Origin of the sequence: Massilia sp. TS11 (assembly GCF_022012445.1) — a bacterium.
Taxonomy (GTDB): Bacteria; Pseudomonadota; Gammaproteobacteria; order Burkholderiales; family Burkholderiaceae_D; genus Telluria.
In genome coordinates this window covers 1-24676 of the sequence record NZ_JAKLTS010000007.1, presented here as the reverse complement: position 1 = coordinate 24676, position 24676 = coordinate 1, and the positions used below count along the sequence as shown (strand labels likewise).

Sequence of the window (24676 nt, the reverse complement as noted above, 5' to 3'; positions counted from 1 at the left end):
AGCATGCAAGCAGAACACGAAAGCCGCCTGGTCGATATCGAACTCAAGCTGGTCGCGATGGAAGACCTGGTCGACACCCTGAACCAGACCGTGTACGCGCAGTCGCGCCGGATCGAGGACCTCGAAGCCCTGGTCGCCGGCCTGGCCGAGCACGTGCGCAATCTGGCCCAGAACGGCGCCCAGGTCCCGCTCAACGAGCGGCCGCCGCATTACTGAACAAGGACGAGGCATGGGCAAGGGCCGCTTGGAAGCCTTCAGCGATGGCGTCATCGCCATCATCATCACCATCATGGTGCTCGAGATGAAGGTGCCGCATGGCGAGGACCTGACGGCCCTGCTGCCGCTGGCGCCGGTGTTCCTCAGTTATGTGCTGAGCTTCATCTACGTCGGCATCTACTGGAGCAACCACCACCATCTGCTGCATGCGGTCACGCATGTGAATGGCGCGGTGCTGTGGGCCAATCTGCACCTGCTGTTCTGGCTGTCGCTGCTGCCCTTCGTCTCGGGCTGGATGGGCGAGAACCATTTTGCCGCGCTGCCGATGGCCGCTTACGGCGTCGTGCTGCTGATGTGCGCGATTGCCTACACGATCCTGACCTGGACCCTGGCCGCCCACAATGCCACGCTGCGCGCGGCCCTGGGCAGCGACAGCAAGGGCAAGCTGTCGCTGGCGCTGTATGTCGTCGGGGTGCTGGTGGCCTGGCAGGCGCCCTGGATCGGCTTCGGGATTTATTCGCTCGTGGCCCTGATCTGGCTGGTGCCGGACCGCCGCATCGAAAAACAACTTCACCCCTGATACATACCGGGTTTTCGCTGACTGCCCAGGGGCATCCTGCTACACTCGTGCGCTTCAGAAATGCCTCGAGGATGCCCACGATGAAACACCCCCGCCTGCTCGTTCTGGCCGCCGCCCTCGCTTTCGGTGGCCTGCTGCACGCCGCGCCGCTCGACCCCGCCAATCCCTTTGCCAAGCCGAGCAGCCTGCCCTTCCAGTACCCGGCTTTCGACAAGATCAAAAACGAACATTTCCGTCCGGCCTATGAGGCAGGCATGGCCGCCCAGCTGGAGGAAATCGCCGCCATCGCCAACAACCCCAAGGCGCCGACCTTCGACAACACCATCGTGGCGATGGAAAAGTCGGGCCAGCTGCTCAACCGCGTGGCCGTGGCCTTCTCCAATCTGTCGAGCGCCAACACGAATGACGAGATGGACGCGATCGAGCGCGACATGGCCCCGCGCCTGTCGGCCCACGGCGACGCCATCTACCTGAACGACAAGCTGTGGCAGCGCGTGCAGACCCTGTACGCCCAGCGCGCCAAGCTCAAGCTCGATGCCGAAGCGCGCCATCTGCTCGAGCGCTACTACCTCGACTTCGTGCGTTCGGGCGCCAAACTGAGCGCGGCCGACAAGGACAAGCTCAAGGCCCTGAACGCCGAGAACGCCACGCTGCAGACCCAGTTCAGCCAGAACGTGCTGAAGGAGAAGAACGCCGCCGCCGTCGTGTACGACACGCGCGAAGAACTGGCCGGCATGAGCGAGGCGGCCATCAGCGCCGCCGCCGAGCTGGCCAAGAAGATGGGCAAGGACGGCAAGTTCGCCATCGCCATCGTCAACACCAGCGGCCAGCCGCCGCTGGCCGTGATGAGCAACCGCGCCGCGCGCGAGAAGCTGATGGCCGCCTCGCTCAAGCGCGGCAGCAGCGGCGGCGAGTTCGACAACCGCGCCGTCGTGCTGAAGCTGGCGAAGGTGCGCGCCGAACGTGCGGCCCTGCTCGGCTATCCGAACTACGCCGCCTATGCGCTCGAGGACCAGACCGCCAAGACCACGGCGGCCGTCAACAGCATGCTGGCCGAGCTGGCCAAGCCGGCCGTGGCGAATGCGCGCAAGGAAGCGGCCGAGCTGTCGAAGATGGCCGGCTATGCGGTCGGCGCGGCCGACTGGGCTTACTACACGGAGAAGCTGCGCGCCGAGAAGTTCTCGCTCGACGAGAATCTGCTCAAGCCCTACTTCGAGCTCGACAATGTGCTGACGCGCGGCGTGTTCTTCGCCGCCAACAAGCTGTACGGCATCAGCTTCAAGGAGCGCAAGGACCTGCCGGTCTATGATCCCGATGTGCGCGTGTTCGACGTGTTCGACAAGAACGGTAAGCAGCTGGCCATCTTCATCGCCGACATGTACGCGCGCGGCAACAAGCAGGGCGGGGCCTGGATGAACGAATACGTGTCCCAGTCCAAGCTGATGCACACGATGCCGGTCGTCGCCAATCACCTGAATATTCCCAAGCCGCCCCAGGGCGAGCCGACCCTGCTGACCTATGACGAGGTGCGCACGGCCTTCCACGAGTTCGGCCATGCGCTGCACGGCATGTTCTCGAATGTCACCTATCCGCGCCTGGCCGGCACCAATGTGCCGCGCGACTTTGTCGAGTATCCGTCCCAGGTCAATGAGATGTGGGCCGTCTGGCCCGAGGTGCTGAAGAACTACGCCAAGCACTACAAGACCGGCGCGCCGATTCCGCAGGACCTGCTCGACAAGGTGGCCGCCGCCAAGAAGTTCAACCAGGGCTTCCTGACGACCGAAAACGTGACGGCCTCGATTCTCGACCAGCGCTGGCACCAGCTGGCCCCGAACGCGATCCCGACCGATGCGCTGGCCTTCGAAGACCAGGTGCGCAAGGAGGCTGGGGCCGACTTCGCGCCGGTGCCGCCGCGCTACCGCAGCACCTATTTCTCGCACGCCTTCGCCGGCGGCTATTCGGCTGGCTACTACTCGTATCTGTGGAGCGAGCGCCTGGACGCCGACACCGTCGACTGGTTCAAGGAGCACGGCGGCCTGCTGCGCAAGAACGGCGACTGGTTCCGCCAGAGCCTGCTCTCGCGCGGCGGCACCGAGGATGCGATGCAATTGTTTAAAACCTTCCGTGGCCGTGATCCGCGCATCGAACCGCTGCTCGAGCGTCGTGGCCTGAGCGTGAAGTAAACCCAAGAGGAGAAAAACGAGCATGAAAAAACTGATGATGGCCGCTGCGGTGGCCTTCGCCTTCCTGGGCGGCGCGGCCCACGCGGCCCTCGACCCGGCCAACCCGTTTGCCAAGCCGAGCACCCTGCCGCTCGGCTACCCGGCCTTCGACAAAATCAAGAACGAGCACTTCATGCCGGCCTATGTGGAAGGCATGGCCGAGCAGGTCAAGGAAGTCGAAGCGATCGCCAACAATCCGGCCAAGCCGACTTTCCAGAACACCATCGTGGCGCTGGAAAAATCGGGCCAGCTGCTGAGCCGCGTGGCGACCACCTTCTCGAATCTGAACGGCACCGTCACCAATGACGCGATGCAGGCGATCGACCGTGAACTGGCGCCCAAGCTGTCGGCCCATAGCGACTTCATCCGCCTGAACGACAAGCTGTGGCAGCGCGTCAACTACCTGTACGAGCGCAAGAACCAGCTCGGCCTCGACGCCGAAGCCAAGTATCTGCTCGAGCGCTACCACACCGACTTCGTGCGCGCCGGCGCCCAGCTGTCGGCGGCCGACAAGGAGAAGCTCAAGGCCTACAACAGCAAGCTGGCCGAGCTGCAGACCAAGTTCGCTCAGAACGTGCTGAAGGAAGCGAACGCCTCGGCCATGATCGTCGACACCAAGGAAGAGCTGGACGGCATGAGCGAGGCCGCCATCAAGGCCGCCGCCGACCTGGCCAAGAAGATGGGCAAGGATGGCAAGTTTGCGATCGCCATCGTCAACACCAGCGGCCAGCCGCCGCTGGCCGTGCTGAAGAACCGCGCCGTGCGCGAGCGCCTGATGGGCATTTCGATGGCGCGCGGCATCAAGGGCGGCGAGTATGACAACCGCGAGGTGGTGCTGCAGATCGTCAAGCTGCGCGCCGAACGCGCCAAGCTGCTCGGCTACAAGACCTATGCCGATTTCGCCCTCGAAGACCAGACCGCCCATTCGGCCACGGCCGTCAACAGCCTGCTGAGCGAACTGGCCAAGCCGGCCGTCGCCAATGCCAAGAAGGAAGCGGCCGAACTGCAGAAGCTGATCGACGCCGAAAACGGCGGCTTCCAGCTGGCCGCCTGGGACTGGGACTACTATGCCGACAAGCTGCGCGCCCAGAAGTACAGCTTCGACGCCAAGCAGCTCAAGCCCTATTTCGAGATGAACTCGGTGATGGTCAATGGCGTGTTCTACGCGGCCAACAAGGTGTACGGCATCAGCTTCAAGGAACGCAAGGACCTGCCGGTCTACACCGACGACGTCAAGGTGTTCGACGTATTCGACCGCGACGGCAAGCAACTGGCCATCTTCATCGCCGACATGTATGCGCGCCCGAGCAAGCGCGGCGGCGCGTGGATGAATGCCTATGTCAGCCAGTCCAAGCTGATGGGCACCAAGCCGGTCGTGGCCAACCACCTCAACATCCCCAAGCCGCCGGCCGGCGAGCCGACCCTGTTGACCTATGATGAAGTGCGCACCATGTTCCACGAGTTCGGCCACGCCCTGCATGGCATGTTCTCGAACGTGACCTATCCGCGCTTCTCGGGCACGCGGGTGCCGCGCGACTTCGTCGAGTTCCCGTCCCAGGTGAACGAGATGTGGATGACCTGGCCCGAAATCCTGAAGAACTACGCGCGCCACTACCAGACCGGCGCGCCGATGCCGACCGAACTGCTGGACAAGGTGCAGGCCTCGGCCCGCTTCAATGAAGGCTACCGCACCACCGAGTATCTGGCCGCCTCGATCCTCGACCAGCGCTGGCACCAGCTGACGCCGGAGCAGATGCCGACCGACGTCGTGGCCTTCGAAGCCCAGGCCCTGAAAGAGGCCGGCGTCGACTTCGCTCCGGTGCCGACCCGCTACCGCACCGCCTACTTCTCGCACACCTTCGCGGGCGGCTATTCGGCCGGCTACTACGGCTATGTCTGGGCCGAGCGCCTCGATGCCGACACCGTCGAATGGTTCAAGGAGCACGGCGGCCTGCAGCGCAAGAACGGCGACCTGTTCCGCGAGAAGCTGCTGTCGCGTGGCGGCACGATGGATGCGATGCAGATGTTCAAGAACGTGCGCGGGCGTGAGCCGAACATCAAGCCCCTGCTCGAGCGGCGCGGCCTGACGGCGCAGTAAGCGCGGCCAGAAAAACGGCGGGGCGGTCCCGCCGTTTTTTTTCGTCCACGCTTGACCTGTCTAGCGTAGACAGCTGCAGACTGGCGCCATGAACGATGACCTCTTCCTCCAGCAAATCAGCGACGGCAGCCTGGCGCCGTCCCACTTCAACCATGCCGGCCATATCCGCCTGGCGCGGATCCTCGTGCAGCGCTACCCGCTCGACGACGCGGTCGCACGCTGCTGCACGCTGATCGCGGCCTATGCGCGCGGCCTGGGCGCGCACGACAAATTCCACTGGACCGTGACCGAGGCCCTGGTGCGCCTGCTGCATGCGCATGGTCCGGCCGCCCTCGAGGATGCACGCGGCCTGCTGGCGCGCCACTACAGCGCGGCGCGCCTGGCCGATGCGGCTGGCCGCACGCGCTTTCTGGCGCCGGACCTGCTACCCTTGCCTGCATGACAGAACGCTATACGATCGGCCAGCTCGCGCGCGCCAGCGGGCTCTCGCGCACCAGCCTGCTGTACTACGAGGCCCAGGGCCTGCTGCGACCGGCGCGGCGCACGGCGGCCGGCTACCGCGAGTACGGCGCGGCCGAGCTGGCGCGCCTGCAGCAGATCCGCGCCTGGCGCGCGGCCGGGCTGGGCTTGCCGACGATCGCCAGCCTGCTCAGCGGCAGCGCCCCGCGCGACGCCATCGACGCGCGCCTGGCCAGCATCCAGCAGGAGATGGCGGCCCTGCGCGAACAGCAGGCCGTGCTGCTGCGCCTGCGCGACGGGCGCCGTGCCGGCCGCCGCATGGACAAGGCCGCCTGGGTGGGTCTGCTGCGCGCGGCCGGCCTCGATGATGCGGCGATGGCGCGCTGGCACGCGCTGTTCGAGCGCCAGGCGCCGGGCGAGCACGAAAGCTTTCTGCGCGGCCTGGGACTGGATGCACAGGAAGTGACGCGCATCCGTAGCTGGGCGCGCCGATTGGGTGTATAACAGGGCTATCGCAACCGAGGAGGAACTATGCCGCACCAAGCCCTGAAAAGCGCGCTGAAAAACCTGCATGGCGAACTGACGCATGCCGGCCCGATGGATGAAGAACTGCGCGCCCTGTTGGTCCAGCTCGATGGTGACATCCAGCGTGTGCTCGAGAGCACCGAGGAAGCCGCGCCGGCGAGCAATACCTACGGCCTGGCCGAGCGTGCGCAGGAAATCGGCGCGCGTTTTGCCGCCCGCCACCCCAAGCTGGAACCGGCGCTGCGCGAGCTGGGCGACGCCCTGTCGCGCATCGGCATCTAAGGAAAGGCCGGGACATGGGCATCCTGGCCGCCGAACGCGGCTTCAGGATGCTGTTCCGCCAGCATCGCTTCGAGCTGGGCCACGCGCCCATGCGGCACATCGAGAATCAGCAGCACCTGGCCCTGTTCGATGCGTTCGCGGAAGGGTTCGAGGCGCGAATTCGGCGCCGCCGCCGCCGTCATGCCCGAGGCCCAGGCGCCGAACGCGGCACCGCCCACGCCCGTGGCCAGCACGGCCATCGTCTGCAGGCTGATGCCCTCGGGCGGGAAGGCCACCATCAGGGCGCCGGCCAGCAGGCCCGCGCCGCCGCCGATCAGGGTGCCGAGCTGGGCGCCGTGCACGATATCGGTTTTGTCGAAGATCGTCCCATCGGGCATATCGGCCGGCAGGCTGCCGTCCTGGGCGATGAAGTGCATATGCCTTTCCTCGATCCGGGCCAGCAGCAGGGCGTCGAGCATGGCGCGCGCGCTGGGGATATCGGGCAGCATGTAATAGAGTCGGCGACGCATGGCGAGCTCCCGTCAAAAGTGCATGCTTCGTTATAGACCACGCGACAAGCTTAATCAAAGCATAAGATGCTGAACATCGCCCGCACTTTCCCACAGGAGAAATCGGGGTCAGACCCCATTTTTCCGGGGGGATAAATGGGGTCTGACCCCATTTTGTCGGTGGGGAATAAGTCTTTGAAATATAAGGGCTTCTGTGCGGGGCGGGCCTTCTTTGGGGTACAATGCTGCCCCTATGAATGCTCCCGCGAATCTGTTTGCCGGCGTCGCCAAGCGCTCGGCCCGTGCCCCTGCCGCCCCTTTCCTGCCGATGTCGCGCGCGGAAATGGACGCGCTCGGCTGGGACCAGTGCGACATCATCCTCGTCACCGGTGACGCCTATATCGATCACCCGAGTTTCGGCATGGCCCTGGTCGGCCGCCTGCTCGAGGCGATCGGCTATCGCGTGGGCATCATCAGCCAGCCGGACTGGCATTCGGCCGAGCCCTTCCGCGCGCTCGGCAAGCCGCGCCTCTACTTCGGGGTCACGGCCGGGAATATGGATTCGATGGTCAACCGCTATACGGCCGACCGCAAGATCCGCTCGGACGATGCCTATACGCCCAATGGCGAGCCGAACAAGCGGCCCGACCGTTCGGTCACCGTCTACGCCCAGCGCGCGCGCGAAGCCTTCCCCGAGGTGCCGATCGTGATCGGCTCGATCGAGGCCTCGCTGCGCCGCATCGCCCATTACGATTACTGGTCGGACAAGGTGCGCCGCTCGGTCCTGCTCGATTCGAAGGCCGATATTCTGCTGTTCGGTAATGCCGAGCGCGCGCTGGTGGAACTCACGCGCCGTCTCGACGCCGGTGAATCGGTCAAGGACATCCGCGATCTGCGCGGCACCGCCTTCGTGGTCCCGGCCGGCTGGAAGCCCGATGCCGAGTGGACCGAAACCGGCTCGACCCGCGTCGATGTGCCGGGCAAGGTGGACGCCCTGATCAGTCCGTATCAGATGATCCCGGAGGACAAGAGCTGCGCCAAGGAGACGCCGCCGGCCGAGGTCCAGCCGATCCGGATCCTGTCGCGCGAGGAGCGCCTGGCCGCGGCCCGCGCCAAGAGCGCGAAAACGGTGGTGCGCCTGCCCGACTACGATGTCGTCAAGGACGATCCGGTGATGTACGCGCACGCCTCGCGCGTGCTGCATCTGGAATCGAACCCCGGCAATGCGCGCGCCCTCGTGCAGGCCCATGGCGAACGCGATGTCTGGCTGAATCCGCCGCCGATCCCGCTCGCGATGGATGAGATGGACGGCGTCTACGATCTGCCCTATGCGCGCGCGCCCCACCCCAGCTATGGCAAGGCGCGCATCCCGGCCTGGGAGATGATCCGCTTCTCGGTCAACATCATGCGCGGCTGCTTCGGCGGCTGCACGTTCTGCTCGATCACCGAGCACGAAGGGCGCATCATCCAGAGCCGTTCGGAACCCTCGATCCTGCGCGAAATCGAACACATCCGCGACAAGACCAAGGGCTTCACCGGCACCATCTCGGACCTCGGCGGCCCGACCGCGAACATGTACCGGCTGGCCTGCAAGGACAAGAAGATCGAGGAATCCTGCCGCCGCCTGTCCTGCGTGTATCCGAGCATCTGCGTGAATCTGAATACCGATCACAGCAAGCTGATCCAGCTGTACCGCAAGGCGCGCGCGATCCCGGGCGTGAAGAAAATCCTGATCGGCTCGGGCCTGCGCTACGACCTGGCCGTGCGCTCGCCCGAATACGTGAAGGAACTGGTGACCCACCACGTCGGCGGCCTGCTGAAGATCGCGCCCGAGCACACCGAGGAAGGCGTGCTCAGCAAGATGATGAAGCCCGGCATCGGCACCTATGACGCCTTCAAGACCCTGTTCGACCAGTTCTCGGCGGAAGCGGGCAAGAAGCAGTATCTGATTCCCTACTTCATCGCCGCCCACCCGGGCACGAGCGATGAGGACATGCTCAATCTGTCGCTCTGGCTCAAGCGCAATAACTTCAAGCTCGACCAGGTGCAGACCTTCATGCCGACGCCGATGGCCATGGCCACCACCATGTACCACACGCGCAAGAATCCGCTGCACAAGGTCGATGCCGCGTCCGAAGTCGTCGAGACCCCGCGCAGCGGCAAGCAGCGCAAGGCGCACAAGGCCTTCCTGCGCTATTACGATCCGGAGAACTGGCCGATTCTGCGCGAGACCCTGCGCAAGATGGGCCGTGGCGATCTGATCGGCAATGGCCCGCAGCATCTGGTGCCGTCCAGCGGCGGCGGCGAGGAGCCGCTGCCCGAAGTCAAACCGGCCAAGGCGCCGCCCCAGGGCCGGCCGGGCCGCGCGCGCGTGCTCGTGCAGTCGGCCCAGGCGCCCAGCCATTTCAAGGCGCCCGAGGCGAGCGTGCGTCCGTCGATTCTAGACACCATCAAGATCAAGCCGAAGGCCAAGGCCGCCGCGCCGGCCAAGGCGGCCAAGGCAGCCAAGCCCAAGCGCTAAGCCAGCAGCGCCATGGCGAACACGGCGCTGGCCATGGCCAGGGTCGCCGTCCAGCCGAGCCAGCGCAGCCAGGACGGAATCGCAAAGCGCCCCATGACCGCCTTGTTACTGGCCATCAGCATCATGATGGCCATGACGGGCACGGCGATCACCCCATTGAGCACGGCCGACCAGTACAGGGCCTGGATCGGGTCGAGCGGCAGAAAGCCGATGGCGATGCCGCCCAGGGTCGCCAGGCTGATGATGGCGTAGAAGCCCTTGGCCTCGGCCGGGCGGCGCTCCAGGCCCTCGCGCCAGCGGAAGGTGTCGGCCATTGCATACGCGGCCGAGCCGGCCAGCACGGGCAGGCCCAGCATGCCGGTGCCGATAATCCCCATCGCAAACAGGAAGAAGGCGAAGTCGCCGGCCACCGGGCGCAGCGCGCTGGCGGCCTGGGCCGAGGTCTGGATCTCGGTCACGCCATGCGCGTGCAGGGTGATGGCCGTGGTCAGCATGATGCACAGGGCCACGATGTTGGAGAAGGCCATGCCGGTCCAGGTGTCAAACTGGATGCGCGCGAAGCTGGCGCGCGCCTGGCGCGGCGAAAAGCGCAGCGGCCGCGCATGCTCGCTGGCATTGAGTTCCTCGACTTCCTGCGAGGCCTGCCAGAAGAACAGATAGGGGCTGATGGTCGTGCCGAACACGGCCACCAGGGTCGTCATGCTGGCCTTGTTCCAGGGCAGGTCGGGCCAGACGAAGGCGCGCAGCACCTCGCCCCAGGGAATGCGCACGGTCAGCACGGTGGCCACATAGGCGAGCAGGGCCAGGGTCAGCCATTTGAGGATGCGCACGTAACGCGTGTAGGGAATGAACACCTGCAGCAGCAGCGAGACGAGGCCGAAGCCGGCCGCGTACCAGCGCGGATTGCCGTCCACGATCAGGTGCATGGCCTCGCCCATGGCGGCGACGTCGGCCGCGATATTGATGGTGTTGGCCATCATCAGCAGGATCACCATCAGATACAGCATGGGGCGCGAGTAATGGGCGCGGATATTGCCCGCCAGCCCCAGCCCGGTGACGCGGCCGATGCGCGCGCTGATCACCTGCACCCCGGCCATCAGGGGATAGGTGAAGCCCATGGTCCACAGCATGTTCGGGCCGAACTGGGCCCCGGCCTGGGAATAGGTGGCGATGCCGCTCGGGTCGTCGTCGGCGGCGCCCGTGATCAGGCCCGGCCCGAGCGACTGCAGCCAGGAAGGAAGTTTGCGCGGAGACGGTTCACGGGCCATGGTGGGCTATTCTAGGGCCTGGCGCGCGAATAGGGCGGACTTTTGGCGTTTCTTTTCCGCTTTACCAATTGAACAGCGCGGCTACACTGCTCGCAGGATGCCGTCCTTCCCGGCGGCGCAAGACTTACAAGTGGCCACTATGAAACGATTCTTTCAGCGCCTGGTGTTTCCCCTCCTGCTGACCGCCCTGGCGGCCTGCGGCGGCGGTAGCGCGTCCTCGTCCAGCACCAGCACGAGCACGGGCGGCACCACCACGACTCCCACCCCGACCCTGGTCTCGATCGAGGTCACCCCGGCCAATGCCGTGATCGCGGTGGGCACGAGCAAACAATTCACCGCCACCGGCACCTATTCGGATGGCAAGACCTCGGCCCTGAGCTCGGGTGTCACCTGGTCGGCCGGCAATGGCAGCTCGAGCACGGTGTCGATCGTGTTCACCTCGGGCCTGGTGACCGGCAAGGCGCCGGGCACGGAAACCATCGTCGCCAGCGTCGGCTCGATTTCGGGCAAGACCTCGGTCACGGTCAAGGCGCCGTGGGTGGCGATTGCCGCCGGCGGCTCCCATTCGTTGGGCCGCAAAGCCGATGGCACGCTGTGGTCGTGGGGCTGGAACCGCTCGGGCCAGCTGGGCGATGAATCGACGGTCGACAAGACCGCGCCGGTGCTGGTGGCCGGCCAGGTCACCACCTGGACCCAGGTCGCGGCCGGCGAATTCCACACCCTGGCGCTGCGCAGCGACGGCACCCTGTGGGCCTGGGGCTTCAACCAGAACGGCCAGCTGGGCGACGGCACCACGGTCAACCGCGCCACCCCGGTGAAGATCGGTACGGCCACCAACTGGACCGCGGTCGCGGCCGGCAAATCGCATTCGATCGCCCTGCGCGCCGATGGCACGATCTGGGCCTGGGGCCGCAACTTCAACGGCCAGCTGGGCGACGGCACCACCACCGACAAACTGATTCCGACCAAGATCGGCCTGGTCACCACCTGGACCGCCATCTCGGCCGGCGACACCCACACCCTGGGCCGCCGCAGCGACGGCACCATCTGGGCCTGGGGCGGCAATGCCAATGGCCAGCTCGGCATCGGCAGCACCACCGACACCCCGACCCCGACCCAGATCGGCACGCTGAAAACCTGGCTGACCGTGGCCGCCGGCGGCCGCCACTCGCTGGCCGTGCGCTCGGACGGCGCCCTGTTCTCCTGGGGTGCGAACGACAAGGGTCAGGCCGGCAATGACATTCCGGACGACAGCACGGCGCCGGTCCAGGTCGGCACGGACACGAACTGGGCTGTGGTCGCGGCCGGCTACCAGCACACGTTCGCGATCAAGGCCTCGGGCACGCTGTGGGCCTGGGGCGCGAATGCCGACGGCCAGCTGGGCGACGGCACCACTTTCGACAACTCCTCGCCCAAGCAGATCGGCAAGGACGCGACCTGGGTCACGCTCTCGCTGGGCAAGGCGCACACCTTGGCCGTCAAGGCCGATGGCAGCCTGTGGGGCTGGGGCCGCAATGTCGAAGGCCAGCTCGGCAACGGCACCACGACAAGCGTCAATACACCGACCGCCCTGTAAGCCGCCGGTCTTGCCCCGCAAACAAATCGGGGTCAGACCCCATTTATCCGCAAGGAAAAATGGGGTCTGACCCCATTTTTTCTGATTGGCCAGCCGGCCAATATCCGCGCCCGCTCGAAGCCGGTACAATCGGTTTGAACGATGACCGAGCTTGGACCATGCCCGTGCGCCCACACCGCCTGACTCTGCTGCTGCCCCGCCTGCTGACCTTTGTGTGCGCGGTGCTGCTGCTGGCCGCCAGTCCGGCTCGCGCGCTCGAGACAGTCACGCTGCAGCTCAAACACACCCACCAGTTCCAGTTCGCCGGCTATTACGCGGCCGTGGCCAAGGGCTATTACAAGGAGGCCGGGCTCGATGTGAAACTGGTCGAGGCCCTGAACGGCAATGAACCCGAACGCGCAGTGCTGGCCGGGCGCGCCGAATACGGGGTCGGCTCGTCCAGCCTGCTGTTGGCGCGCATGGCCGGCAAGCCGCTGGTCGTGCTCGGCGTGATCTTCCAGCATTCGCCCTATGTGCTGCTGGTGCGCCAGCATGGCAGCGAGCCGAATCTGAAGTCGATCATCGGCCAGAAGGTGATGATCGGCTCGCTCACCGATGAACTGACCCAGGCCGACGAACTGGTCGCCTTCCTGCGCAAGGAGGGCATCGACATCGCCAGCCTGGTGCGCGTGGAACACACCTACAACCCGGACGATTTCATCAATGGCCGCGTCGAGGCGGTCTCGGCCTTCTCGACCAATGAGCCCGACTACCTCGACCGCATCGGCTTCATGTACGACCTGTACAGCCCGCGCGCGGCCGGCATCGATTTCTACGGCGACAATCTGTTCACGAGCGAGAAGGAATTGCGCGAGCATCCGGCCCGCGTGCGCGCCTTCCGCGAAGCCTCGATGAAGGGCTGGCAGTATGCGATGACCCACCCGGACGAGATCGTCGACCTGATCCTCGCCAAGTACACGCGCCGCCACGACCGCCAGCACCTGCTGTATGAAGCGCGCCAGATGGTGCCGCTGGTCCAGCCTGTGCTGGTCGAGATCGGCTACATGAATCCGCAGCGCTGGCGCCATATCGCCGATGTGTATGCCGATGTCGGCATGCTGCCGAAGAACGTCAATTTCGACGGCTTCCTCTACAACCCGGACGAACACGGCAGCCTGGGCGGCGGCGGCACCCGCGTCGCCCTGTGGATCGGCGCCGGCGTGCTGGCGCTGGTGCTGGTCTATGTGGCCCTGCTGGTGCGCGAGCGGCGCCGCGCGCGCGCCACCATCCGCCAGGGCGAGCAGCGCTTTCGCACGATGTTCGAGCAGGCCCCGATGGGGATCGCCCTGATCGACGCGGCCTCGGGCGCCTGCCGCGACGTCAATCCGCGCTTTGCCGACATCGCCGGCCGTCCCGCCGCCGAGCTGCGCCAGACCCCGTTCATCGACCTGCTGCATCCGGACGACGCCGCCGCCGAGGAAGCCGTCATGGCCCGCCTCGACCAGGCCGAACTGGCCAACCACAAGAGCGCGCGCCGCCTGGTGCGGCCGGACGGCAGCGTGGTCTGGATCGCCCTGTCGATCGGCGGCTTCGAGCACGACGGCGTGGCGGCCCAGCGCCTGTGCATGATCGAGGACATCACGGACAAGAAGCAGTCCGAGGCCGTGATCTGGCAGCAGGCCAATTTCGATACCCTGACCCAGCTGCCCAACCGGCGCATGTTCCATGACCGGCTCGAGCATGACATCCTCAAGTGCCGGCGCGACAATCTGCGCATCGCCGTGCTGTTCATCGACCTCGACCACTTCAAGGAAGTCAATGACACGCTCGGCCACCATCAGGGCGATGTGCTGCTGATCGAAGCGGCGCGCCGCATCAAGGGCTGTGTGCGCGCGGCCGATACCGTGGCGCGCCTGGGCGGCGACGAGTTCACCGTGATCCTGTCCGAGCTCGACGATGTCAGCCGCGTCGATGCGATCGCCGAGCATGTGCTGACCGTGCTGCAGGCCCCGTATGCGCTCGGGCATGAGCAGGCCTTCGTGTCGGCCTCGATCGGCATCACCCTGTATCCGGACGATGCCAAGGACGCTGACGAGCTGATCAAGCACGCCGACCAGGCCATGTATGCGGCCAAGGGCGCCGGGCGCAACCGCTATGCCTATTTCACCCCGGCCCTGCAGGTGGCTGCGCAGAACCGCATGCGCATGACCAATGATCTGCGTGGGGCGCTCAAGGCCGGGCAGTTCGAGATCCATTTCCAGCCGATCGTCTCGCTGCGTACCGGCCGCATCCACAAGGCTGAGGCCCTGCTGCGCTGGCGCCATCCGCAGCGCGGCCTGGTCAGCCCGCTCGAATTCATTCCGCTGGCCGAGGCCACCGGCCTGATCGTCGACATCGGCGACTGGGTGTTCCACGAGGCGGCCCAGTGGGTGGCGCACTGGCGCCGCACCCACCGGCCCGATTTCCAGGTGACCGTCAACCAGTCGCCGCTCGAGGTGGCGCGCGAGGGCGGCGGCTATGCCGGCTGGATTGCGGATCTGGCGGCGCTCGGGGTCGAGGGCGATGCGCTGACGGTCGAGATCACCGAAGGCCTGCTGCTCGACGCCAGCAAGACCGTGACCGAGCGCCTGCTGCAGCTGCGCGACGCCGGCATCCAGGTGGCGCTGGACGACTTCGGCACCGGCTATTCCTCGCTCTCGTATCTGAAGAAATTCGACATCGACTATCTGAAGATCGACCGCAGCTTCACGCGCAATCTGGCGCCGCAGTCGAGCGACATGGCCCTGTCCGAGGCAATCATCGTGATGGCGCACAAGCTCGGCCTGTCGGTGATTGCCGAAGGGGTCGAAACCGAAGCCCAGCGCGCGCTGCTGATCGCGGCCGGCTGCGACTACGGCCAGGGCTATCTGTTCTCGCGCCCCTTGCCGGCCGAAGCTTTCGACGCCCTGCTGCGCGCCGAGCCACGGGCCGCCGTCGGCGGCCGCCGCTAAAAGTGCCCGCCAGATAAATGGGGTCTGACCCCGATTTGTTTGGGGGGAAACTTAGAGGTTGAGGTCGAGCGAGGCTTGCTTGCGGCGCAGGGCCTGGGCATGCCGGTGGCGCGCCTGCAGGCGCGGGTCGGTGACGATCCGGGTCGCCGTCTCGCCCACCACCATCGCGACCCCGAGCACGGGCAGCACCAGCATCAGCCCGGCCACGCCGGCCAGCGCGCCGCCCACGAAAATCATCAGCACCGTCACCAGCGGATGCATGCGCAGGCTGCGCCCGAGCGTCATCGGCATGTAGACGAAATCGTCGAGCAGGCGCGCCAGAATGAAGACCCCGACCGAACTGTAGGCCATCATGGCGTCGTTCGGCATGTCGGTCGAGGCCACCACCACCACCAGGATGCAGCCGGCAATCGAGCCGACATACGGCACCCAGGCCAGCAGGGCGGCGATGAAGCCGAGCAGCAGCGGCGAGGGCGCGCCCACCACCCATAGTCCGAACGCCAGGGTGGCCGTGTCGAGCACGGTCAGCTTGGCCATGCCTTCGAAGTAGCGGCGCGCGGTCTGGTCGACCTCGTGCAGCAGGTACAGGGTCTTCTCGAAGAAGGCGTTCGGCACGGCGCGTGCGAGGAAGGTCTTGAAGCGGCGCCCGTCGCGCAGGAAGAAGAAGGTCAGGAAGGGGGCCAGCAGCAGCGAGGGCAGCCAACCGGCCACCGACACCAGGATCTCGCCCAGGTGGTTGCGCACGAAGGCATTGACCTGGCGCGTCAGGCCCTTGCCGACCAGGCTGCGCAGCTGCAGCTGCTGCAGCAGCGGGAACGCGTCCTCGAGCGCGATCACGCTGCGCCGCAGGAAGGCCAGGCCGCCGTCGACATAGCGGGCGAACAGGGCCTGCCAGGAATCGACCGGGGCCGACAGCCAGGCGGCGCTGGCGCCAAACACCAGGGTCAGGCCGAGGAAGAACACCGAGCCGACCGTCAGCGCGGCCAGATTGCGTCCCCAGCCCAGGCGCAGCAGGCGCTGCATCGGCGCCAGCAGGATGTAGTACAGGCAGATCGCCAGCACGAAGGGGATGGCCAGAAACAGGGTCTGCTGGACCAGCAGCAGCAGCAGGCCGGTGGCGGCCAGGATGCCGAGCCAGGTCAGCGGGCCGGCCTGCGCACGGCCGTTCATAGGGCCTCGTACTGGGCCACGCCGGCCATCCAGTCGCGCAGGCGCTGGCCGATGTGGCGCGCAAGCGCGAGCGAAATCTTGTAGCCGATCACGGCGTCGGTCTGCATCAGGCCGAGAAAGTCGTCGCGGAAGAACACCGCCAGCTCGCAGCCGTCGAGGGCGCGCGCCTGGGCATTGCGCGGCGCGTTGTCGAGCAGGGCGAGGTCGCCGAAGAAGCTGCCGGGGCCGAGCTCGGTCACCACTTCGCGCTGGCCGCCATGGGCGCGCGAAATCGACACGCGCCCGCTCTGGATCAGGTACAGGGCCTGGCCTTCCTCGCCTTCGTCGAAAATGATCTCCTCGGCCAGATAGCGGCGCTCGTGCAGCAGATCGCCGACAATGCGCAGTTCGAGCGGCGACAGATTGCCGAACAGGCTGGTCTGTTTGAGCGCCTGCAGGCGCGGCGGCAAGGGGGCGGGGCGCAGGAAACCGAGCAACACGGGATTCAGGACGAAAGTGACTGGAATCCCGGATTATGCGGCAAGCCCGGCGCCGTGTGTGTTGTAAATCCGGTCCAGACGAGTTCGGCACGAACGGGGTCGCGCCCCACTTCGCGAAAGCCAAGGCTGGCGTACAGGCGCTGCGCCGCCAGATTCTCGTGCACGACGGCCAGGCGCACCGGCTGCTGGCCGGCCGCCCGCAGCACGTCCAGCATGGCCTGGCGGGCCAGCCCGCGCCGGCGCCAGTCGGGCAGGATGGCCAGATCGACCACGCGCCAGCCGTCCGCCTGGCGCGCCAGCCACAGGCGGCCGACGGCGACGCCGCCCGCCTGCAGAATCCGGTGTTCGGCATCCGGAAAGCGGCGCGCCCAGTCCTGCCCCTGGGCCGATTGTTGCTGGGCCAGCAGGGGGGCGGACAGGGCGGGCGGCAGCAGGGCCAGTTCCGGCCGGGTGCTGGCGAACAGCGCCGCCAGGAAGGCGGCGTCGTCGCCAGTGGCCAGGCGCCAGGTGAGTTCCATCAGTTCGGCGGCACTGGGAACTCGGCACCGTTCAGGCAGATGATGTAATTAATTGCCTGGAAAGGTTGCATATTATTGTGAGGCTGGGGCGTCATGCTGCCGCCGCCTACGCTCAGCATCGAGGGCGCCATCGTGGTCGTCGGCGAGCCGCTCGCATAGTCGTTGGCAATCGTCGGCGACCGTCCGCCGCTCGAGTACTGGGCCAGCACATTATTGGCCGGCACGGTGCTGTTGCCATTGGCGGCCACGCCGTTGAGCGTGTGCGTGTGCGGCCCCATCTGGCCGCCCGACAGCGGCACGGTCTGCTCGCCGCCGGTCTGGCCCAGCTGGTAGGCCGAGGTGCCCGGACCCTGGCCGAGGCCGATCGCGACCATACCCTGGAAATTGGGTACGGCAAAGGTGGTGCGGCCATCGCCGCCGTAGCGGTTGCCGATCAGGGCGTGCAGTGCGGGATACATCGCGATGCTCAGCAGGGTACCGTTACAGTAAGCCCAGCCATCGGGCGCGTAGGTGCCGCAGAACAGGCGGATTTCACCGGTATAGGCGTCCATGTTTGCTCCTTAAGGGCGAGGGGGGAAGACACCGGCGGTGGCGATGCAGTACACCAGCGGCAGGAAGGGTTGCATATTATTGTGGGCCTGTCCGCCCACGGTCGACACGGCCGCCGCCGCCATATTGGCGTTGCTGCTGGTGCTGTAGGCAGGGGCCGCAGTGGCCGCCGGCAGATTGCCGGCAATCGTCGCCAGCGTGCCCGTGGTGTTGATCGCGTTGACGTAGTGGGTGTGGGCCGGCACTTCGGCCGCCGTCAGCATGTGGGTCTCCTCGCCACCGGTCTTGCCTTGAACAAAGGCCGGCACGCGCGGGTTGGCGCACAGGGCCACGTTGCCCTGCAGATTGGGGACGCCAAACGTGGTCTTGCCGTCGCCGCCAAACTGGGTCTGCAGCAGCGAGTACAGCGCCACATTCTGGTTAATCGGCAACAGCTGGCCGTTGCAGGGGACCCAGCCGCGCGGGATCCGGTTCGAGTAGGTGAACAGGCGAATTTCGCCAATAAAATTATCAGCCATGGTGAGCTCCTTTCAGCGCAATCAGGCGGGGTCCGGATACAGGCCGTTCGTGGCGATCACGTAATTGAGCACGCCAAACGGCATCAGATTCGTGTGCGCCTGGCCGCCCCCGATGGTCTGGGTGACATACGGCGAGGTCGAGGTATTCGGCGCCACGTTCGTGAACACCGCATTGCTATTGGTCGCGAAGAAGGCACCGGCTGGGCTGACTGTTGTAGCCGCGCCATTCGAACAGGCCGCCGTGTGGGTGTGGGCCGGCCAGTTGGCGGCCGTCAGTGATACCGTTTCGCTGCCGCCCGCCTTGCCCAGCAGATGGGTGGCGCTGATGCCGATCGGCACGCGGCCGCGCAGATCGGGCAGGCAGAAGTAGGTGGTGCCGTCGCCGCCATAGGTGCTGCCGATCAGGCTGAACAATGCCTCGTTACCGGCGATCGGCATTCGGCGCCCATCGCAGGGCAGGAAGTTGGGGCTGGGCGCATACGCTATGGGCATCAAGCGGATTTCGCCGATGTACGGTTCTGCCATCGTGCTCTCCTTGTCACATCGTTCAAAATAAAACCACTTGAATTGTGAACCAGTTAAGGGTTGCCAAATCTAGCAAATTGTAATTTGTACCAGTGTTACTTTTTGTGTGTATCAGAGGAAGCTTTTTAGGCATACTAGGGAACATTTTTTGTTTCTATGCGTTAATACCGAGGTAGCCATGAGTCAGACATCGCCGCGTCCCATTGTTTTCATCCTGAGTAATGTCGGTGCCGCTGATGCGATGGCGGCCCGCCTGGCGTCTGACTATGAAGTCCATCTGATCCCTGCCGGGACCGACAGTCTGGCGCGCATGGCGGCAATTCTCGATGGCCGCCACGATGTGCCGGCCATCCACCTGCTGGCCCACGGCAGCGCCGGTCAGCTCGATCTGGGCGGCGGCCTGTTCGACGCCGCTGCCATCGACAGCCATGCCGATCTGCTGGCCAGCATCGGCGGCAGCCTGGCCGCCGGCGGCGACCTGCTGTTGTATGGCTGCGACGTTGCGGCCGGCGCCAGCGGGGTGCAATTCGTCAGCCGCATCGCTCAGGCCACCGGTCACGACGTGGCTGCTTCGACCGATGCGACCGGTAGCGCCAGCTTGGGCGGCAACTGGACGCTCGAGTACGCGCAGGGCACGATCGAGGCCAGCAGTGTCGGCAGCCACCTCGGCGATGTGCCGGTGCTGCTGGCCATCAGCGCCGGCCTCAAAGACGTGACCAACAGCATGTCGACCAGCAGTTTCGTGACGGGCTTCACGCTGACGGCCTCGGATGCGCTCGGGACCGATGATCCGAATGGCCTCTACCTGAACATCGCCGACGACAACATCACCACGGGCTCGATGACGATCAGCGTCGATACCTCGCAACTGACGGCCTTCGACCTGACTGGGCTGAACTTCACGAAGTTCGATACCAACGGCAGTTTCACGTTCACCGTGGTCGCTAACAAGTTGGCCGGCGGCACGGTCAGTACCAGTTTCACCACCAGCAATGGCAGCACCAGCTACAGCGCCGGCACCTACACCAACTTCACGGCGATCACCAGCTTCACGATCACCATCACGCACAGCGCCGCCACCCCCAGCATCGACCAGAACACGCTCGACTACTTCGTCATCGCCAACCCGATCAGCGCCAACACCACGCCCTCGTTCACGGCCGCCAGCAGCACCCTGAGCCTGGTGCAGAACGCCAGCGCGACCAGCTTCAAGACCCTGATGACGGTCAGCGATAGCGACAGCGGCCAGACCCTGACCTGGACCCAGAGCACGGCGCCGAGCCACGGCACCCTGACCATCACCAGCGCCACTGCCAGCAGCGGCGGCAGCAGTATTTCGCCGGGCGGCACGCTCAGCTACACGCCGGCCTCGGGCTATGCCGGCACCGACACCTTCACGATCCAGATCAGCGACGGCACCAGCACCTCGACGCGCACGATCAGCGTCAACGTCACGCCGGCCACGCCGGGCACGCCGGACCTGAGCGCGGGCAGCGATAGCGGCGCGAGCAACACGGACAACCTCACCAATGCCAGCAGCCTGAGCTTCAGCGGCACCAGCGCGGCCAGCGATTCGTCCAGCACGGTGCGCGTCTTCCTCGACAAGAACGCCAATGGCGTGTACGACGCCGGCACCGATGTGACCGGGACGGCGACGGTGAATAATGGCAGCTGGACCGTCAGCGGCCTGTCGACCAGCGGCCTGAGCGACGGCAGCTACAACGTCTACGCCGTCGTGACCAGCAGTTCGGGCGGACTGACGAGTTCCCTGTCCTCGGCGCTGGCGGTGACCATCGATAAAACCGCGCCCGGCGCGCCGAGCACCGCCCTGGATCTGGCCAGCGGCTCGGACTCGGGATCGTCGAACTCGGACAACCTCACCAAGACCACCAACCCGACCATCCGCATGAGCCTGGCGGGGACGAGTGCCGCGGCCGGCGACGTTGCCGAGCTCCTGCTGGGCGGCTCCGCCCTGGCCCATGCCGTCTCGGCCACCCTCAGCAGCACCGACATCACCAATGGCTACATCGACCTGAGCGTCACCGCTGGCGACCTCGGCAGCGATGGCAGCAAGGTCCTCACCGGCCGCGTGACCGACGCAGCCGGCAATGTCGGCACGGCCGGCGGCAGCCTGACCGTCACGCTCGACACCACCGCGCCCGGCACCCCGAGCAGCGCGATCGCGCTGACCACGGCCTCCGATACCGGCAGCTCGAGCAGCGACGGCCTGACCAATGCGGCCGCGCCGACCCTGCGTGTCAGCCTGGCCGGCACCAATGCCGCGGCCGGTGACGTGGTCGAACTGCTGCTCGGCGGTTCCTCCCTGGCCCACCCGGTCACGGCGACCCTGAGCGCCAGCGACATCATCACTGGCTACATCGATCTGTCTGTCACCAGCGGCGACCTCGGCAGTGACGGCACGAAGACCGTGACCGCGCGTGTGACCGACGTGGCCGGCAATATCGGCACGGCCGGCGGCTCCTACGGCTTCACGCTCGATACCAGCGGACCGAACGCGCCCTCGAACACGGTCGTCCTGGCCGCCGCCTCGGACTCGGGCTACTCGAATACCGACGGCGTCACCAATGTCGGCAATCCGACCTTCCGCATCAGCCTGGCCGGCACCAATGTGGTGGCGGGCGAGTCGATCGAACTGCTGCTCAGCGGCAGCCCGCTGGGCCATGTGACCAAGGCCACCCTGACCAGCACCGACATCAGCAACGGCTACGTCGATCTGACCGTGACCTCAGGCGACCTCGGCGCCAACGGCACCAAGACCTTTTCGGCGCGCGCGATTGATCTGGCCGGCAACGCGGGCCTGGCCGGCGGCGCGCTGACGATCACGTACGACACGGTCGCCCCGGGCCAGCCCATGGGCGCGATCGACCTGCTGGCCAGTTCGGACAGCGGCCGTTCGAACACCGATAACCTCACCAATGTGACGGGGCCGACCATTCGCTTGTCCTTGACCAGTACGAACGCCGTCGCCGGCGATGTCGCCGAATTGGTCTTGAACAATGTCTCGCTGGCCCACCCGGCCACGGCCATCCTGACCAGCACCGACATCACGAATGGTTATGTGGACGTGACGGTCACCAGTGGCGACCTCGGCAGTGATGGCACCAAGTCCCTCGGCACGCGCATCACTGACCGGGCCGGCAACGTGGGCGCCTGGGGCGGGCGCGTCACCGTGACGCTGGACACCACGCCGCCGACGGCGCCGACGGCGGCGATCACGCTGACGACCGCGTCCGACTCGGGCGCCTCCTCGAGCGACCGCCTGACCAAGACGCTGGCGCCGACCCTGCGCGTGCCCTTGTCGGGCTCGAACGTGACCTCGGGCGACCTGGTCGAAGTGCTGCTGGGCGGCTCCTCGCTGGCCCACGCGGTGACGGGCACGGTGAACAGCGCCTACATCCTGCTTGGCTATATGGATCTGACGGTCACCAGTGGCGACCTCGGCGCCGACGGGGTCAAGACCGTGACCACGCGCGTGACCGACCGGGCGGGCAATTCGACCACGGGCACCGCCTCGATGAGCTTCACGCTCGACACCACAGGGCCGTCCGCGCCGACCAATGCGCTGACCCTGGCCAGTGCCTCGGACTCGGGCAGCTCGAACAGCGACGGCATCACCAGCACCACCAATCCGACCGTGCGCGTCAGCCTGGCCGGGACCAGTGCCGTGGCCGGCGAGTCGATCGAGCTGCTGCTCGGCGGCAGTCCGCTGACCAATGTGACGAAGACGGTTCTGACCAGCACCGACATTAGCAATGGCTACGTCGACATGACGGTCACCGCCGGTGACCTGGGCAGCGACGGCAGCAAGACCCTGAACGCGCGCGCGATCGACCTGGCCGGCAATAATGGCAGCGTCGGCGGCAACCTGACCTTCACCCTCGATACCACCGCGCCCTCCGCGCCGAGCACGGCCATCGGCCTGACCAGCGCCTCCGATTCCGGCTTGTCGAACGCGGACGGCATCACGAACGTGCTGGCCCCGACCTTGCGCATCAGCCTGGCCGGCACGAATGCGGCGGCCGGCGATGTGGCCGAGCTTCTGCTCGGCGGTTCGGCCCTGACGCACGCCGTCTCGGCCACGCTGAGCAGCACCGACATCAGCAATGGCTATGTCGATGTCAGCGTCACCAACGGCGACCTCGGCAGCGACGGCAACAAGGTCTTCACGGTGCGCCTGACGGACGTGGCCGGCAATGTCGGCACCGCGGGCGGCGGCTTCACGCTGACGCTCGACACCAGCGCGCCCTCGGCCCCGAGTGCCGCCATTGCACTGACCAGCGCCTCGGACACCGGCGCCTCGAACAGCGACAATCTGACCAAGGCCACCGCGCCCACCCTGCGTGTGAGCCTGGCCGGCACCAATGCCGTGGCCGGCGATTTGGCGGAGCTGCTGCTGGGCGGCTCCGCGCTGGCCCATGCCGTCACGGGGACGCTGAGCAGCACCGACATCAGCAATGGCTATATCGACCTGACCGTCACCAGCGGCGACCTCGGCAGCGACGGCACGAAGACCGTCACCGCCCGGATCACCGACGCGGCCGGCAATGTGGGCACGGCCGGCGGCGCCTACAGCTTCACGCTCGACACCACCGGCCCGTCGGCCCCGAGCGCGACCATCGATCTGGCCAGCGGTTCGGACAGCGGCCTGTCGAACACGGACAACATCACCAGCACCCTGGCCCCGAGCGTGCGCGTCAGCCTGGCCGGCACCAGCGCCGTGGCGGGCGAAATCGTCGAACTGCTGCTGGGCGGTGCCTCGCTGGCCACAGCCGTGACGGCGACGCTCAGCAGCACCGACATCAGCAATGGCTACGTCGACCTGACGGTCACCAGCGGCGACCTGGGCAGTGACGGCAGCAAAGTCCTGACCGCACGCGTGACCGACCTGGCGGGCAACCCCGGTACGGCGGGTGGCGCACTGACGGTCACGCTCGACACCACGGGCCAGCCGGCGCCGAGCACGGCCATCGATCTGGTCGCTGCCTCCGACAGTGGCCTGTCGAACGCGGACAACATCACCAAGACCCTGGCGCCGACCGTGCGCATCAGCCTGGCCGGCACGAATGCCGTGGCCGGCGATGTGGCCGAGCTGCTGCTCGGCGGTTCGGCCCTGGCCCACGCGGTGTCGGCCACGCTCAGCAGCACCGACATCAGCAATGGCTATGTCGATGTCAGCGTCACCAGCGGCGACCTTGGCAGCGATGGCAATAAAGTCTTCACGGCACGCATCAATGACCTCGCCGGCAACGTCGGCACGGCCGGCGGTGCGCTGACCATCACCCTCGATACGAGCGCACCCTCGGCGCCGAGTGCTGCGGTTGCGCTGAGCAGCGCCTCGGATTCGGGCAGCTCGAACAGCGACAATCTGACCAATGCACTGGCCCCGACCGTGCGCGTCAGCCTGGCCGGCACCAATGCCGTGGCCGGCGATCTGGCCGAACTGTTGCTGGGTGGTTCCGCGCTGGCCCATGCCGTCACCGCGACGCTGAGCAGCACCGACATCAGCAATGGCTACGTCGATCTGACCGTCACCAGTGGCGACCTCGGCAGCGATGGTACGAAGGCCCTGACGGCCCGCGTCACCGACAAGGCCGGCAACGTCGGCACGGCGGGCGGCGCCTTCAGCTTCACGCTCGACACCACCGGCCCGTCGGCCCCGAGCACGGCTGTCGATCTGGCCAGCGGTTCGGAC

General features: G+C 66.4%; 19 protein-coding genes. 11 read left to right on the top strand and 8 right to left on the bottom strand.

Going from position 1 to position 24676, the window contains the following annotated elements:
• The first annotated feature begins 3 nt into the window (after positions 1–3).
• The 7 genes from LZ005_RS12125 to LZ005_RS12095 all read left to right on the top strand — a co-directional run bounded on the left by LZ005_RS12125 (position 4) and on the right by LZ005_RS12095 (position 6382).
• The gene (locus LZ005_RS12125) at positions 4–216 is read left to right on the top strand and encodes a SlyX family protein (RefSeq protein ID WP_237808338.1); all 213 of its coding nucleotides are present in this window, start codon (positions 4–6) and stop codon (positions 214–216) included.
• Between the two features lie 13 nt (positions 217–229).
• The gene (locus LZ005_RS12120) at positions 230–796 is read left to right on the top strand and encodes a TMEM175 family protein (RefSeq protein WP_237808337.1); all 567 of its coding nucleotides are present in this window, start codon (positions 230–232) and stop codon (positions 794–796) included.
• 80 nt (positions 797–876) lie between these two features.
• On the top strand, positions 877–2979 hold the full coding sequence (locus LZ005_RS12115; RefSeq protein WP_237808336.1) for a M3 family metallopeptidase: 2103 nt from the start codon (positions 877–879) through the stop codon (positions 2977–2979).
• 22 nt (positions 2980–3001) lie between these two features.
• A complete protein-coding gene (locus LZ005_RS12110; RefSeq protein ID WP_237808335.1) occupies positions 3002–5116 on the top strand; it encodes a M3 family metallopeptidase in 2115 nt (704 codons plus the stop codon).
• 88 nt (positions 5117–5204) lie between these two features.
• Positions 5205–5558, top strand: a complete 354-nt coding sequence (locus LZ005_RS12105) for a hypothetical protein (protein WP_237808334.1) — start codon at positions 5205–5207, stop codon at positions 5556–5558.
• Positions 5555–6079: a MerR family transcriptional regulator gene (locus tag LZ005_RS12100; protein ID WP_237808333.1), complete on the top strand. Its 525-nt coding sequence runs from the start codon at positions 5555–5557 to the stop codon at positions 6077–6079. The genes LZ005_RS12105 and LZ005_RS12100 overlap by 4 nt, the downstream gene beginning before the upstream one ends.
• A gap of 27 nt (positions 6080–6106) precedes the next feature.
• A complete protein-coding gene (locus LZ005_RS12095) occupies positions 6107–6382 on the top strand; it encodes a DUF4404 family protein (RefSeq protein WP_237808332.1) in 276 nt (91 codons plus the stop codon).
• Here LZ005_RS12095 and LZ005_RS12090 read toward each other — a convergent pair.
• Positions 6379–6891: a DUF1269 domain-containing protein gene (locus tag LZ005_RS12090; RefSeq protein ID WP_237808331.1), complete on the bottom strand. Its 513-nt coding sequence runs from the start codon at positions 6889–6891 to the stop codon at positions 6379–6381. The two genes, LZ005_RS12095 and LZ005_RS12090, sit on opposite strands and share 4 nt — an antisense overlap.
• Positions 6892–7123: 232 nt before the next feature.
• On the opposite strand from LZ005_RS12090, the gene LZ005_RS12085 reads away from it, so the two are divergent.
• The gene (locus LZ005_RS12085) at positions 7124–9391 is read left to right on the top strand and encodes a YgiQ family radical SAM protein (protein WP_237808330.1); all 2268 of its coding nucleotides are present in this window, start codon (positions 7124–7126) and stop codon (positions 9389–9391) included.
• On the opposite strand, the gene LZ005_RS12080 is transcribed toward LZ005_RS12085, so the two are convergent.
• Complete coding sequence (locus LZ005_RS12080) at positions 9388–10659, bottom strand: NRAMP family divalent metal transporter (RefSeq protein WP_237808329.1); 1272 nt, start codon at positions 10657–10659, stop codon at positions 9388–9390. The two genes, LZ005_RS12085 and LZ005_RS12080, sit on opposite strands and share 4 nt — an antisense overlap.
• A gap of 139 nt (positions 10660–10798) precedes the next feature.
• Here LZ005_RS12080 and LZ005_RS12075 point away from each other — a divergent pair, with 139 nt between their 5' ends.
• Both LZ005_RS12075 and LZ005_RS12070 read left to right on the top strand, forming a co-directional pair.
• Positions 10799–12235, top strand: a complete 1437-nt coding sequence (locus LZ005_RS12075; RefSeq protein WP_237808328.1) for an Ig-like domain-containing protein — start codon at positions 10799–10801, stop codon at positions 12233–12235.
• Positions 12236–12393: 158 nt separating this feature from the next.
• On the top strand, positions 12394–15204 hold the full coding sequence (locus LZ005_RS12070; RefSeq protein WP_237808327.1) for an EAL domain-containing protein: 2811 nt from the start codon (positions 12394–12396) through the stop codon (positions 15202–15204).
• Positions 15205–15255: 51 nt separating this feature from the next.
• Here LZ005_RS12070 and LZ005_RS12065 read toward each other — a convergent pair whose 3' ends face one another.
• Genes LZ005_RS12065 through LZ005_RS12040 form a run of 6 tightly spaced genes read right to left on the bottom strand, consistent with a single transcriptional unit; the run spans position 15256 to position 18963 of the window.
• Entirely contained in the window at positions 15256–16374 is a 1119-nt protein-coding gene (locus LZ005_RS12065; RefSeq protein WP_237808326.1) for an AI-2E family transporter, read from the bottom strand.
• Positions 16371–16853 carry a cyclic nucleotide-binding domain-containing protein gene (locus LZ005_RS12060; RefSeq protein WP_237808325.1) on the bottom strand — a complete coding sequence of 161 codons (483 nt, stop codon included), beginning with the start codon at positions 16851–16853 and terminating at the stop codon, positions 16371–16373. The genes LZ005_RS12065 and LZ005_RS12060 overlap by 4 nt, the downstream gene beginning before the upstream one ends.
• 5 nt (positions 16854–16858) lie before the next feature.
• Positions 16859–17371, bottom strand: coding sequence for an N-acetyltransferase (locus tag LZ005_RS12055; RefSeq protein ID WP_237808324.1), 513 nt, complete (start codon positions 17369–17371; stop codon positions 16859–16861).
• Complete coding sequence (locus tag LZ005_RS12050; RefSeq protein WP_237808323.1) at positions 17371–17922, bottom strand: phage tail protein; 552 nt, start codon at positions 17920–17922, stop codon at positions 17371–17373. Before LZ005_RS12050 ends, LZ005_RS12055 begins: the two co-directional genes overlap by 1 nt.
• A 9-nt stretch (positions 17923–17931) precedes the next feature.
• Complete coding sequence (locus LZ005_RS12045; RefSeq protein WP_237808322.1) at positions 17932–18438, bottom strand: phage tail protein; 507 nt, start codon at positions 18436–18438, stop codon at positions 17932–17934.
• 21 nt (positions 18439–18459) lie between these two features.
• Positions 18460–18963, bottom strand: a complete 504-nt coding sequence (locus tag LZ005_RS12040; protein WP_237808321.1) for a phage tail protein — start codon at positions 18961–18963, stop codon at positions 18460–18462.
• Positions 18964–19141: 178 nt separating this feature from the next.
• Here LZ005_RS12040 and LZ005_RS12035 point away from each other — a divergent pair.
• A partial coding sequence (locus tag LZ005_RS12035) for an Ig-like domain-containing protein (protein ID WP_237808320.1) occupies positions 19142–24676 on the top strand: 5535 nt, incomplete at its 3' end.